Annotated in this window: 12 protein-coding genes; 6 read left to right on the top strand and 6 right to left on the bottom strand. The window is 68.0% G+C overall.

Annotated features, from left to right (window positions below; translation table 11 throughout):
* Positions 1-118 precede the first annotated feature (118 nt).
* Genes ACFY16_RS32165 through ACFY16_RS32155 form a run of 3 tightly spaced genes read left to right on the top strand, consistent with a single transcriptional unit; the run spans position 119 to position 2839 of the window.
* Entirely contained in the window at positions 119-1450 is a 1332-nt protein-coding gene (locus tag ACFY16_RS32165; RefSeq protein ID WP_390650730.1) for a Rieske 2Fe-2S domain-containing protein, read from the top strand.
* Between the two features lie 7 nt (positions 1451-1457).
* Positions 1458-2420 (top strand): PDR/VanB family oxidoreductase, encoded by a 963-nt coding sequence (locus ACFY16_RS32160; RefSeq protein ID WP_390650729.1) that lies wholly within the window; start codon positions 1458-1460, stop codon positions 2418-2420.
* On the top strand, positions 2417-2839 hold the full coding sequence (locus ACFY16_RS32155; protein WP_390650728.1) for a nuclear transport factor 2 family protein: 423 nt from the start codon (positions 2417-2419) through the stop codon (positions 2837-2839). The genes ACFY16_RS32160 and ACFY16_RS32155 overlap by 4 nt, the downstream gene beginning before the upstream one ends.
* Before the next feature lie 19 nt (positions 2840-2858).
* Here the strand turns inward: ACFY16_RS32155 and ACFY16_RS32150 are convergent, their stop codons facing one another.
* Together ACFY16_RS32150 and ACFY16_RS32145 are read right to left on the bottom strand one after the other, a co-directional pair.
* On the bottom strand, positions 2859-3557 hold the full coding sequence (locus ACFY16_RS32150; RefSeq protein WP_390650727.1) for a TetR/AcrR family transcriptional regulator: 699 nt from the start codon (positions 3555-3557) through the stop codon (positions 2859-2861).
* 511 nt (positions 3558-4068) lie between these two features.
* The gene (locus ACFY16_RS32145; protein ID WP_390650726.1) at positions 4069-5268 is read right to left on the bottom strand and encodes an FAD-dependent monooxygenase; all 1200 of its coding nucleotides are present in this window, start codon (positions 5266-5268) and stop codon (positions 4069-4071) included.
* 163 nt (positions 5269-5431) lie between these two features.
* On the opposite strand from ACFY16_RS32145, the gene ACFY16_RS32140 reads away from it, so the two are divergent.
* Positions 5432-6223, top strand: coding sequence for an IclR family transcriptional regulator (locus ACFY16_RS32140; protein ID WP_390650725.1), 792 nt, complete (start codon positions 5432-5434; stop codon positions 6221-6223).
* Between the two features lie 293 nt (positions 6224-6516).
* On the opposite strand, the gene ACFY16_RS32135 is transcribed toward ACFY16_RS32140, so the two are convergent.
* Positions 6517-6783 (bottom strand): hypothetical protein, encoded by a 267-nt coding sequence (locus ACFY16_RS32135; RefSeq protein ID WP_390650724.1) that lies wholly within the window; start codon positions 6781-6783, stop codon positions 6517-6519.
* Between the two features lie 706 nt (positions 6784-7489).
* On the opposite strand from ACFY16_RS32135, the gene ACFY16_RS32130 reads away from it, so the two are divergent.
* Both ACFY16_RS32130 and ACFY16_RS32125 read left to right on the top strand, forming a co-directional pair.
* Positions 7490-7882 carry a hypothetical protein gene (locus ACFY16_RS32130; protein WP_390650723.1) on the top strand — a complete coding sequence of 131 codons (393 nt, stop codon included), beginning with the start codon at positions 7490-7492 and terminating at the stop codon, positions 7880-7882.
* Positions 7879-8556, top strand: coding sequence for a nucleotidyl transferase AbiEii/AbiGii toxin family protein (locus tag ACFY16_RS32125; RefSeq protein ID WP_390650722.1), 678 nt, complete (start codon positions 7879-7881; stop codon positions 8554-8556). Before ACFY16_RS32130 ends, ACFY16_RS32125 begins: the two co-directional genes overlap by 4 nt.
* 157 nt (positions 8557-8713) lie before the next feature.
* On the opposite strand, the gene ACFY16_RS32120 is transcribed toward ACFY16_RS32125, so the two are convergent.
* Genes ACFY16_RS32120 through ACFY16_RS32110 form a run of 3 tightly spaced genes read right to left on the bottom strand, consistent with a single transcriptional unit; the run spans position 8714 to position 12578 of the window.
* Positions 8714-10894 carry a hypothetical protein gene (locus ACFY16_RS32120; RefSeq protein ID WP_390650721.1) on the bottom strand — a complete coding sequence of 727 codons (2181 nt, stop codon included), beginning with the start codon at positions 10892-10894 and terminating at the stop codon, positions 8714-8716.
* 2 nt (positions 10895-10896) lie between these two features.
* Complete coding sequence (locus ACFY16_RS32115) at positions 10897-11745, bottom strand: hypothetical protein (protein ID WP_390650720.1); 849 nt, start codon at positions 11743-11745, stop codon at positions 10897-10899.
* Positions 11742-12578 (bottom strand): vWA domain-containing protein, encoded by an 837-nt coding sequence (locus ACFY16_RS32110; RefSeq protein ID WP_390650719.1) that lies wholly within the window; start codon positions 12576-12578, stop codon positions 11742-11744. The genes ACFY16_RS32115 and ACFY16_RS32110 overlap by 4 nt, the downstream gene beginning before the upstream one ends.
* Positions 12579-12728 lie beyond the last annotated feature (150 nt).

Genomic DNA, 12728 nt, shown 5'->3' with positions numbered 1-12728 from the left:
GCTCGTCACCCCGCCAGACCCTTGCAAGCATTTCATCAATGCAGGTCGGAAGCATTGACAGGAATTCATCAGGGCCGTACAAACGGCGTCACCGCCTCAACGCCGAGGAGACACCCGCATGACCGAGACCAGCATGGCCACCACCACAGCCGGCACCGCTCCGGACACCGGCACCGGTTACGGCCGCAAGCCCGCCACCCACGACGCCCGCCTCACCGAGGTCGGTCCCGGCACGCCGATGGGAGAGGCACTGCGCCGCCACTGGCACCCCATCGCCCGCTCCGCCGGCCTCACCTCCGAGGTCCCGCACCGCGCCCGCCTGCTCGGAGAAAACCTCATCGTCTTCCGGGACGGCCAGGGCCGTGCCGGCGTCGTCTTCGAACGCTGCGCGCACCGCGGCAGCAGCCTCTACTACGGCCGCATCGAGGAGGACGGCATCCGCTGCTGCTACCACGGCTGGAAGTTCGACATCCAGGGCCACTGCCTGGAACAAGCCTGTGAAAAGGACGGCGGCCTGCGCCGTAAACTTGCCCGACAGCCCTGGTACCCGGTCGAGGAGCGCTACGGCCTGGTCTTCGTCTACATGGGGCCGCCCGACCTCAAGCCGCCGCTGCCGCGTTACGAGTGCCTGGAGCCGCTCGGCGAGGGCGAGTCCTACCACACGGACTGGATGGCTCCCGGAACCGAAGTCCTCGGCTTGGAACAGGACTTCAACTGGCTCCAGATCTTCGAGAACGCCGTCGACCCCGTCCACGCCGCCTGGCTGCACTCCAACCACAGCGGCTACCAGTTCCAGGGCACCGCTACGACGGGCTTCCCCGAGGACTACTACGACACCACCACGGCCGCCGAACGCACCTCCTACCACCGCACCGACCACGGCGTGAAGTACATCTGGCGCTACCGGGACACCAAAGGCGAGGGCAGCGAGCCCGTCGACCTGGACTGGTCGGTCGAGTGCCTGCTGCCGAACATCCTCGCCCTGCCTGACTTCGTCCGTGCCACCCCCGACGTCCGGCACGACATGCTGATCTGGGTGGTGCCCGTCGACGACACCCACCACCGGCTGGTCTTCTCCATCCGCTCGGCCGACCCGGAGCGGGCTGCCTCCTTCGTCTTCGGCATCAAACAGAACGGCAAGAACGGCTGGGAGCTGACCGAGGAGGAGCAGCAGCGCTTCCCCGGCGACTACGAGGCCCAGCGCTCGCAGGGCGACATCACCCAGCACTCCGAGGAAACCCTCGCCCCCTCCGACCGCGGCGTCGTCATGCTCCGCCGCATGCTGCGCACGATGGTCGACGACGTCGAGGCCGGTCGCACCCCGCTCGGCGTCGCCGCACCCGGTGAGCCCGCCCGCCGCGTGGAGGCCGGTCTCTTCACCCGGCCGGAGCCCGAGGCCAACGCCACGGGCGCCGCGGGGACAGCCGCCCCCGCGGCCTCGGGAGCGTGACCGGGACGTGAGCACCACCTGGACGGACGCGGTCGTCGTCGCTCGCCACGACGCCACCCCGCGCATCGCCGTCTTCGACCTCGCCCGGGCCGACGGCGGTGAGCTGTGGGAGTACGAGCCCGGCGCCCACATCGACATACAGCCGGGCGAGACGGCACCGGTCCGGCAGTACTCCCTGTGCGGACCGCCAGGGCTGCGCAAGCAGTACCGGATCGCGGTGCTCGCCGAGCCCGCCTCGCGCGGCGGCTCACGCGCCATGCACGCCCTCGCCGAGGGCGACACCCTGCGCATCGCCGCCCCACGCAACCGCTTCGGCCTCGCCCCCGCCCGCCGCCACCGGCTCTTCGCGGGCGGCATCGGCATCACCCCGCTGCTGTCGATGGCCCAGGCCCTCGACAGCACGGGCGGCGACTACCACCTGCACTACTGCGCCCGCAGCCGCGCCGAGGCGGCTTTCGCCGCCGACCTGGCGGACCACCCCCGCGTCACCCTGCACTTCGACGACGAGGACCCCGCACACCGCCTCGACCTGACCCGCGATCTGGGGACACCCACCCCAGGCGTTGCGGTCTACGTCTGCGGCCCGGGCGGCTTCATGGACCACGTACTGGGCCAGGCCACCGCAATGGGCTGGCCCGAGTCTGCCCTGCACAAGGAGCGTTTCAGCGCGGCTCCAACCTCGGCCGGAGCCGACCGGGGACAGCCGGGCGGATTCACCGTGCGCCTCGCCTCGACGGGAGCCGAGTATCCGGTCCCCGAGGACCAGAGCGTCCTGGACGTGCTCCTGGCGAACGGCGTCGCGGCGGCCTCCTCGTGCGGCCAGGGCATCTGCGGCGAGTGCATCGTGCGGGTGCGCGCCGGCGAGCCCGACCACCGGGATGACGTACTGACCGACGACGAGCGCGCCGAAGGGCTCTTCACCCCGTGCTCGTCCCGCTCGAACACCCCGATTTTGGAGCTGGAACTGTGACCACCACGCCTCCCTCCCCTCCCACCGCGCCCGCCGCCCCGGCCACGGTCGAGGAGGCGGAAGCCGCCTGGCGCGCGGCCCAGACGCTCCCCGACCCGGAGCCGGCCCTGCGCGCCCTGCTGCACCCTGACTGCGTCATCGTGCACTCGGCGGTCGGCCACCTGCACAGTGCGGACGAGTGGCTGCGCTACGCGGGCCGGCTGGGCCGCACCAGCCAGGTGGACACCTTCGAGGTCACGGTGCGGAGGTTCGGCGGCACGGCCGTGGTCTCCTGCCTGCAGGAGATGCGCGTATCCTTCGTTCCGGAACTGACCCCGTTCGTCATCCAGGCCGCTGTCACCCGCGTCTGGGTCGAATCGCCGTCGGACGGCTGGCAGCTCGCGCATCTTCAAATGGCACGACGGATGCCACCGGGGTGAGCGCCGCGCCGTCCGGCCCTCAAGCTCCAGGCTCGGGCACGGACTCGGTCGCCTCGGACTCCCCGTCCGCTGCCGACTCGCCGAACGCAGCCTCGGCCAGCGCAGAGATCATCCGGGACACCTGCTCGGCATAGTGCTCGGTGAACTCCTGCGATGCCGGATCCTGTTGAGTGAACTCACGGGCGATCCACGGCAGGACAACCGGTGCGATGGACGCGGCGAAGAATGCAAGGGACACAGCACCGACATCGAGATCAGAGCGAAACTCGCCACGGGCCTGCCGAGCACGCAGCCCCTCGACGGTTTTGAACAGTTCGGCAGCCCGGTCGTCCTCGGCAGGCGGCCGTGCGCCGAACTCTTCACGAGCCAGCGTGCGCGCCCAGTCCGGGTCCTCATGCGCCATGTGCACATAGCGCTGGACGGCCTCGGCGTAGGGGAGGGCGAAGGTGAGCGGCATGGTGGTTTCCAGCCACTGCTCGCTCAACGCCTCGTAGAGGCCGCGCTTACCGCCGAAGTAATAGGTGATCAGCTGGTGGCTGACGCCGGCGGCCTTCGCGATCCGCACGACCCGCGCGCCGTCGAAGCCGTGCGTTCCGAACTCGGCGGCGGCCGCAGTCAGGATGGCGCGCCGGGTACGCACCGGATCACGCCGGCGCCCGGGATCCTCGGGGCTTCTCCGGCTCTGCCGCTTACCTGACGTCGTCTCCTCCGCTGCCACGGTCCGACCCTACCTGCGGGGCGGTTCCCGGCCCTCCCCCCTGCACCCACCAGCCAGAAAGCTTCCTGTGCCGCACCCCGCCGTCACTCCGGAAAGGCCCTGCCCTCGTGTACACCTAAACGCGACGCCCGGTACGTGGCGTCCAGGAACACCGAGGTCGATCACCCACTCCTGCCGCGTATTTCAGCACGCCCCGCGGTCCTGTACCGCACCGCCGAAGAGTTTTTGGATCCCATCCCGGTCGGCGCTGGAACGATGCCTGCCGGTGGATAGGCCACGGCGGACCATCCACCTGTTGCCTACACGGGACAGCCTCGCAACCGCACCGTCGAGACCAGGGCCGCCAAGGTGGTCTCCGGGTGCCACCAGCGGAGACCACCACATATGCGGGCTGAAGAACCTGTTCCAGGGTGTCCCCCAAGCCTGGCAGCAGGACAGCCAGGCTCATCCCCCACCCGTAGTTCAAGACTTTCGGGGGGACCATCTGAATCCAGGGCCGGGAACCGAGTGGCTACGCGTCGAGCACAGCCTCGGCGTCGTAGCCGTAAATCCAACCGCTGGCCAGCAGTGGGTCGGCGTCGGCGAGGGAGACGTCACGAGCCTGCTGTTCGGGCCCGTCGGCAAGGTGGTTGACGTTCTTACGGACTCGGCTCACCTCTTGCAGGCGGGTGGTACGACCAATTCGCGCAGTCTCGTACCGGGCCAATGCCTGCTCCGGGGCATCCCCGCCCTCCGCCAGGCAGCGAGCGAGGACAGCGGCATCCTCAATGGACTGAGCGGCGCCCTGAGCGAAGAAGGGGAACATGGAATGTGCCGCGTCACCGAGAAGCGTCACCCGGCCACGGGACCACTGCCGCAGCGGCGCCCGATCGAAGAGAGCCTGGCGCATGGGAGCCCCGTCGGCTGCCGCGATCAGGTCGGTTACCCGCGAATCCCACCCGGCGTACTCAGCAAGAAACTCCTCAGCCGTGGCGGTCGCGGTCCACGACTCCTCGGCGTATTCCCCAGCCGGGGCCGCGGCGAAGATGTTGACGGCCTTGCCGCCTGCGAGTGGGTAATGAACAAAGTGGCGTCCAGGACCGATCCACAGGGTCTGGGCCGGACGGAGCGTGAATGCGGGCGCCGCCTCGGCGGGCACGATCGCGCGGAACACACACAGCCCCGAATACTCGGGCGGCCCAGGTTCCGCTACCGCCTCACGGACGGCGGAGTGGATGCCGTCGGCACCGATCACGATGTCGGCCTCGGACCGGCTCCCATCGGCGAAGTGCAGCACCGCACGATCGCCGTCCTGCTCCACCTTCGTGCACCGAGCCCCAAGCCGGATCCACTCGTCCGGCACAGCCGATCGCACCGTGGCGAGCAAGTCCGCCCTGTGCACTGCGTAGGTGCGCTCGCCGTACAGTTCCTCACATCGACCGCTCAACTGTTCCACCGAAAGCACGTCGCCGTTCGCCCAACGCCGGAACTCCCAGCCCCACTCCAGCGGAACGGCACCGCGCAGGAATCGGTCCATGACGTCGAGCCGGCGCAGCATCCGCACGGCGTTCGGTGCGACGATCAGCCCGGCACCGACCTCGGCGACCTCGGGCGCCTGCTCGTAGACGGTGGCGGTGAGCCCCGCCCGGCGCAGAAAGCCGGCGGCGGCGAGACCTCCGATACCGCCGCCGACGACGGCGATTCTCGGTCCATGCTGTGTGAGAGCGGACATCGCCCCACTCCTTCCTATGTAGGCATCGAGGTGAAAACCCCGTTGACCGTTTGATGTTCATCGCACCCACCGGCAACTAGGAACAGGCCCGTCCGTTCAATGGACAGATACCAATCGCTCTGCGGGAGAAGCCGGAGCCTGAGACGGGAAAGAAGGAAGCGAGATGCCCCACTCCGCGCAGCCCGGCCGCAGCGTGAGTGCACGCCTGCTCGACGTACTCTTCGCCTTTCGGCCCGGCAGGCCCCAGCTCAGCCTCGCCGACCTGACCCGCGAGACCGGGATACCCCACGCCACAGTCCACCGGCTGACACGGGAGCTGGTCCGGGCAGGCGCACTGGACCGGTCTCCGGACGGCACCTTCACCGTGGGCCTGCGCCTTTGGCAGCTGGGCACCCTCGCGCCCCTGAGTGCCTCACTGCGCGCGGTCGCGCTCCCGTTCATGGACGACCTGCACACCGCCCTGCGCCAGCACGTCCAGCTCTCTGTCCTGGAGGGCACCGAGGCGGTCCTCGTCGAGCGGCTCTCCGCGGGCAGGGCGGTGGACGTCCTCTCGCGGCTCGGCGGACGGCTGCCGCTGCACAGTTCCGGTGTCGGCAAGGTACTCCTCGCCCACGCCGACCACGAGCTGCTGGACCGCATCCTGGCGCAGGGCCTGCCGGCGTACACCGGACGGACAGTCACCGCTCCGGACCAGCTGAGAGCCCAACTGGCCGAGTGCCGTGAAAGCGGCGTCGCCGTCGTCCGCGAGGAGACGACGGCTGGCGTCGACTCCGTGGGCACGCGCATCCTCGACTCCGAGGGTCAGGTGGTCGCCGCCCTGTCGGTGGTCGTCGCCTCCGGATCGGTTGACTTGCACGCCGTACGCCCCGCCCTCATCGCCTCCGGCCTGGCGGTCTCTCGTCGCCTGGGGTGGCACCCGTCGGCCGGGGTCCACGTCACAGGGCCCAGCCACTGACTGTGATCACCGGTGCGGCGGCGTGCGTCGGCGTCCGGACCTGGCAGACCCGACCGGCGACACTGGGCGATCGCCCGCCGCAGCGTTTCCCGCCCCGAAGAGCTCTCCTACGCCATCGCCTCCTGCTCGCTATGGAGGAGGGCACCCGCGACGACACCCCGGAAACGGCATGGGCGAGGCCACGGACCAGCAGTACAACGGCACTCGCGGGGCAACGCACGCCGGCGAACGAAGTGCTCCCTCCTGACAGGCGACCGCCTGCCGGACCTCTGACGCTCCCGCCAGAACCGGCGTCAAACGAGCGTCGGGAAGGCAACATCCGCACCCCTCGGAATCGGGGCAACACGTCCGTTGTCCCGCACGTCATCCCACAGGGGTGTTGGCGCCTCCTGGGTCCGGGCTGCTTGTTCGGCCTCGCTCAGCACGTGCCAGACACGGGCCAGAAGTTTGCGGGCGATCGCCGTGGTGGCGATCTTCTTGCCGCGGCGATGGGCGAGCCGGGCGAAGGTGTCGGCATAGGCCGGATTCCGCTTCGCTTTCTGCGCGGCCTCGCCACGCACTCCACATGATGCGTCATCGGGGGATCCGTGCATCCTCGCCCCGAAGTCGCGGCGGGTGCCACCCGCTCCCCGGAAACCTCCTGATCGATCCGTTAATCAGCCTTCTCGATGCCAAGGCCACCGATTCGGCACACTGCCACACGCCTCTGGCGCGACCAAGTCCCGAACCCTCTGAGGCCAACACCCGACGATCTGCAGACCCATCCTTCTGGTCAGGAGCGCGTTCCGCTCCCCCACCAGCAGGCGAAGAACGTGCTGTCGGGTGTGGCACGCTCATCCGGCACCGGGGGTGCTACTCAGTTGGTTCGGCCGGAGTTCACCTCTACAGTCCTACCGAAGCGGCTCACTGGCCGAGGAAGCTCAGCCGGACTCTACGGTTGGTGTTGCTCGCGTTTGTATCCACCAAACTCCGTTAAGACAACCGTCAAGGTACCCGATCGCGCCCTCCACATGATGCGTCATCGGAAAGATGTTGGTCTGGGCGATTCTCGGAAACTCCCAGGTCACAGCTGGTTTATCGGCTCACTGTCCCGCGCGCGTGCGCCCAGAGCGTCAAACGAGCGTCATGACCCACAGTCCATCCCTCCTCTTCAGGCGGAACAGGCTGCCACCACCAGCTCACCTGCACGACCTCGCTCCCGCTCACTCCGGACGCAAGCTCGCACATCATGGCCCTCACCGCTTCTCCGGCCGCCATAATGGAGTCATGCCCTCCAGCTCACAGCACGCCACACCCACGCCGAGCGGCCTCTCGGGCGCGGTCGCCGAGGACCTCGCGCTGTACCGGGAGAAGTTCCGGCGCCGTCTGCCGGAGTCGCTGGACGAGTTGCAAGGGCCAACTCATGGTGTCGTGGAGCTGCCTCTGCACATGGCCTGGTCGGGGATGACCTCGTACGACATGAGCAAGCCTCGCCAGCGCATGGGCCTGTACCGCACCGTCCTGCACGAGGGCCTGCGCGACGACCTGCCCCGCTACCTCAACCAGGACCTGCTCCTCCAGCTGTGGCCGGTGCTGCGCAAACTCGTCGGTCGCACCGTGCGCACCGTATGGGAAGACGCATTCCCCCAGCTCGCCTCCCGCACCCGGGCAGCCGCATGACGGACATGCCGGAGCTGCACACCCGGCTCCTGGCGGATGTGATCGCGCTCGGCTCCCCGTACCCCCTGGTCCTCACCGGTGGATACGCCGTACGGGCGCACCGCCTCGTGAACCGTCCCAGCCAGGACCTCGATGTCGCCACCGAGAACCCGGCACCCATGGCCGACATCGCGGCCGTGGTCCGCGCCGGCCTAGAAGCCCGGGGCTGGAAGGTGCACGCGCTGGAGACCGCCCCATTGTCCGCCCGCTTCACAGTGTCCGACCCAGCCACCGGGCAGGAATGCGAGGTCGACATCCTCAAGGAGATCTTCTGGCGGCCGGTCGCCCAGAGCCCGTACGGCCCCGTCCTCGCGGAGGAGGATGTGATCGGGACCAAGGTCCGCGCCCTCGCCGACCGCGGAGCACCCCGTGATTTGATCGACGTGTTCGCAGCCTCGCGCCGCTGGAGCAATGCCGAGCTCGAGGAGTTTGGCCGCCGCCACGCCCGCGGCCGCTTCGAGCGCGAGGACCTGCAGTCGAATCTCACGGGCGCCGAGTGGACTGACGAAGAAGCATTCGCCGCCTACGGGCTCGATGACACCACGATCACCGCTCTCCGCGCCTGGGCTGTGGAATGGGCCGACGACCTCGCTGCGCGTCTCCTCGAAGAGGGCGGTGCCCCGGACAACGACTGATCAAGCCCCGGGGAGATCATAGCTGCGAACGACCATTCGGAGCCGACTCTTGTGCGTCCCCTGCTTGACTTCAAGAGATCTTGACGTGGTCGAGGTCGTGTCTGGTGAGTTTGGCCAGTCACAGCCGCAGCGTCCCCTGCCAAAATCCGACCGGACGTCAGCGACCTATGTAGAGAAACCGCACGTAGCACGCGAACGACAGTCCCCGCTGCCGGAGCCTGGCAGCCTCGACGGAGGCGCTCAGTGTTCCGTGGAGTGCGCTGTTCCGCTGGAGTGCGACCGTACGTCGGCTGAATTCCTGCCGCTGCTGTCGGGCTTGATCGCCCGCAAGCGTGTTCTCTCGGGTGAGCCGATTCTGATCGTCCTCCATCTGCTTACGTGCTTTCACACGCAGTGCATCGGTCTCGGACTGCACAGCCTTGCGCTGGGCGGTGAGCTGGGCCCTACGGCTGGCGATGCCCTGTTCGATCGACTGCCGCTCTGACGCACCGAGGGCGGTCGGTTGCCGGGCTTTGGCGGATGCGACCAGGTCTTTGCGCCAGACATCGAGGGCGATGGCCTTGGCCTCGCCAATGCCATGGACGTCGACGACACGGCCGGTGCTCAGCACGAGCACAGCGCCGGTGCTGTTGTACTGGGTGTTCTGCACGGACCGGTAGCCCGTGAAGTCGGCTGCCGTACGGATACCCGCCACCGCCAGCCGCGCGGCAAGTTTCGGTCCGATGCCGTGCGGCGGGGACTGAGCGATCAGCCGTCGGCTGAGCTGATCCCGCACAAACGCGGACTGCTTGTCGGTGAGTGCCTTGGCCAGGGCTCTACGGAGTTCTTCCGAGAGTCCGTCGATCTTCTTATCTATGTCGCGCTGCTTGCGGACCTTGCGTCTCTCGGCCTCCTTGAGCTGGGCGTGGTACTGGGCTGTGAGCTTGCTCTGGGCTCGCGGGTAGGCAGCGGCCCGCTTCGCCTCCGCCGCGTCGAACTTCGCCCGGTCCTTGCGCAGCTTCTCGGCAGCCTTGACCGGGTCATCGAGCTGGGCCAGTTCATTCGTCAGCTCTGCGAGGACGGCCCGTGACCGTGCCCGCTCCGAGCGACGGCTTCTGGCGAAGGCGGTGAGCGCGATGGCAGCGAGAACGGGCACGCCCGGGCCGATCGGTGGCGCCGAGAACCCCGTGACGAACATCAAAACTGTTGCGACCAGCATGAGTGGCAAGAACACGGCAGTGGCGACATCCAGCGGTGTCCGCGTACGGAAGCCGTCCGGCGCAGTGACCGAGGGCCCGGTGGGCGTCGGAGTGACCTGCGGAGAGACGTGGCCGGTCATCCATCCGGGCAGTCCACCTGTACCGGGTGCGGCCGCTGTGCCACCGCCCGATACCGTTGAGGTTGTCGTCGCGGCGGCCCGTTGTCTGGGCACGGCTGCCGCGAGCGGAGGTAACACGTCCAACGGCTGGAAAGCGAAGGACCGCACCTGGTCAGCGAGGCCGCTCACCGTGCGGTCGGGGTGGGCCAGCAGCGTCTGGAGTCTCGTGGAGCCGCCCGGATTCTTGAAATCGTCCTCGGTGAGCAGCAGAAACTCACCGCTGGGCTCGTGCAGCCGATTCCACAGGTCGGGGTCGGAGGCAATTGCCTTGAGCGACAAGAAGATGACCCAAGCGGAGAACCGGTCGAGCGCCGCCCCGAAGTCATCATTCCCCCGCATGGGCGACTGATAGTTGCGGTGTCCCCGCTCAGTGCCGCCCATGCCGGCCAACGCCGGGACGTACATTCCGTCGTAGTCGACCAGACGCAGCGTGTCATCGCTCGCGACGAGCAGGTTGCCGTGCTGGAGGTCACCGTGGGCTATCTCGTGGGTGGCCAGATCATGGGTCAGTGCCTCGAACCGGTCAGCCAGACGGTCGACGGCGAACCGGTGGGCGTGGTTGTCGTCGAGCCACGATGACAGGGTGACGGCCTCGACCCATTCCATCTTCAGGACCGGATAGCGATCCCGCCCGACGCTGATGGCGTCGGGCAGATACTCGAATCCCAGATTCCACGGTTGCGAGAGTTCGGCCGGGTCCAACTGCGCAAGTCGGGAGCTGATGGCCTCATAACGGCGTTCCTGGTCCGGAACGTGACGCGTGAAGCATTTGATCGCGTACCGCTGGCCTGAGGAGGCCGAGGTCAGCGAGAAGACGCTCGCGAAGGCGCCGGAGATGGCGCGAGGCAGACCGAGCTTGGTCAGTTCCGGCCGTGCGCCTTTGAGTTCGGGATGCTGGAAACACAACTGCGTGTGCTGCAGCGCCTCGGCGTAATCAGCGCCGCTGGGAAACTGTCGTTGCGGACCAGTGGCCGAGCCCACTTTCACCGCCCCTCAAAATCGATCCGTACGAGCGCCACGTCGTCGTTGCGCAATTGTCGGCGGTCCCGCAGACCGTTCAGCCAGTTCTTGAATCCACCCAGGTCGTCTGGGCCGGCGAACTCCAGCAACTGGCTGACGGCGTCATCCTGGTCCGGGACCGACAAAAGCCATGCGGCCAGGGCGTCGGTCATCAGGAGCAGCCGGTCGCCGGGTTGGCACCAGCCTTCGGTGAACCGCGTGCGGCGGGCCAGCAATGCCACGTCGTGGTTGCGACTGCCGAAGAGGTCAGGAGTTGTGCCGAACTCCTCGACGGCAGCCACCGGGAACGCCTGTACCAGCCGGTCGTGGTGCAGGTGGAACAGGCAACTGTCCCCCAGGGCGGCAGCGCGCCATCGCCAGGCCGGTTCACTTGTGTCGGGGTGGGCATCGGATTCCGGGTCGACGCGCACCGCGAGCAGGGTCGCATAGGCACCCTCTGCAAGCTTGGTGTGCTCGTACCACTTCAACGGGCGCCCTTCCGCATGGCGCATCTGCGTGTACTCCACGAGCCAGGGATCCCACTGGGCCACCGCCGCCGCGGCGAACTCTTCGAAGCTGGTGCCGCCCACCAGCAGGTCTGGCAGTCTCATGGCATATTCGGCCGCCGCGCGGGACAGCAGACGGGCCCAGTCCTTGGCCAGTGCGCTCTCCGTCGCACCGTCGCAGACTCCCGCAGTGAGCGGCTCCTGCACCATGTAGTCGTGTGGACGGCCGGGAAGCACGGCGACGGCGTCTTCGCATTCCGCCTCCGTGCTTCCCTGCTTAGGGGCCACGAGGTGCGTGACGTACACGCATGAGGTGGAAGTCGTCACCGCAGTTCGGTGGCTCGGGTGCCGATGTCGAGGAACTGCACGACCGCGGTGATATCCGCGTTGTAGACGAAGCCTCGCGTGGTCTCGCTGACCCGCTGCCCCTGCGAGGCGGCGTACGAACGCATGTGGCTGGGCAGCGGACTCGACATGGCGAACAGCGTCTGGGCGTAGCTGTCCGGGAGGCCGTCGGCCGTGTCGGGGAAAGCGGTCGGGGTTCCGCCTGCGGCAGACACGTGCAGATTGAACAGCAGCGCCGCTCCGTCAGCCGTAGCGTGCGAGGTGATGGCCTCGGCGGCCGCGGTCGGGTCGCCGTCGGTCGACTCGCCGTCCGTCAGGTTGATGACGATGGGCGGGAAGCTGGCCGGGTAGCGCTCGGTCCACGCCGCGACGAGGCTCTCAGCGTACTGAAGCGCGCGGTTCATCGGGGTCCCGCCGTGGGCGACCGGGTCCATCCACAGCGGGAAGTTGACGACGGTCTCCACCAGGCCGCCGGCACCGTCGGGGACCTTCTTGCTTCGCTCGTCGACGCGAGCAGGATTGTCCGCCACCTCGCTGAGAGGGACGATGTCCCGGCCGGCGAGCGAACCCGCGAACGCCGAGCCGACGGTGGCGCCGTAACCGACGACCGCGACGTGGAAGTAGTCGCGTACGCCTTCTTCCTTTGCACACTTGACCGAGAGTTCAGTGAGGAGCCGGTTGATGGCGTCGGCAACGACATCAGCTTTCTGCTGGGGTACTTCTCCACCGATGGGATCGCTCATGGAGGTCGACTGGTCGACGAGGAAGATGATGCTCGTCGGATTGTTGCGGCTGATCTCTGCCGTATACGGCACGTTGGGCTCCTGGCGGACTGTAAAGGAGTCGGTCGTCGGAGAAGCTCATAGGACATGCTGACGTGCCGGTCACCAGCGCGCAGGCCAAGTCACCGAGATCCCCCCGGTCTTATGGTAGTGCGAGGACCTTGGCGTTTGGGGCGCACTCAC

It is taken from the genome of Streptomyces sp. NPDC001315 (assembly GCF_042896175.1).
GTDB lineage: Bacteria > Actinomycetota > Actinomycetes > Streptomycetales > Streptomycetaceae > Streptomyces.
The sequence above is the reverse complement of the archived record's forward strand: the minus strand, read 5'-3'. Positions and strand labels throughout refer to the sequence as shown.

What these genes read in the sequence shown, in the direction of transcription:
- ACFY16_RS32165 (WP_390650730.1), top strand. Translation starts at nt 119, where the DNA reads ATGACCGAGACCAGCATGGCCACCACCACAGCCGGCACCGCTCCGGAC.
- ACFY16_RS32145 (WP_390650726.1), bottom strand. Translation starts at nt 5,268, where the DNA reads ATGTCCGCTCTCACACAGCATGGACCGAGAATCGCCGTCGTCGGCGGC.
- ACFY16_RS32140 (WP_390650725.1), top strand. Translation starts at nt 5,432, where the DNA reads ATGCCCCACTCCGCGCAGCCCGGCCGCAGCGTGAGTGCACGCCTGCTC.
- ACFY16_RS32130 (WP_390650723.1), top strand. Translation starts at nt 7,490, where the DNA reads ATGCCCTCCAGCTCACAGCACGCCACACCCACGCCGAGCGGCCTCTCG.
- ACFY16_RS32125 (WP_390650722.1), top strand. Translation starts at nt 7,879, where the DNA reads ATGACGGACATGCCGGAGCTGCACACCCGGCTCCTGGCGGATGTGATC.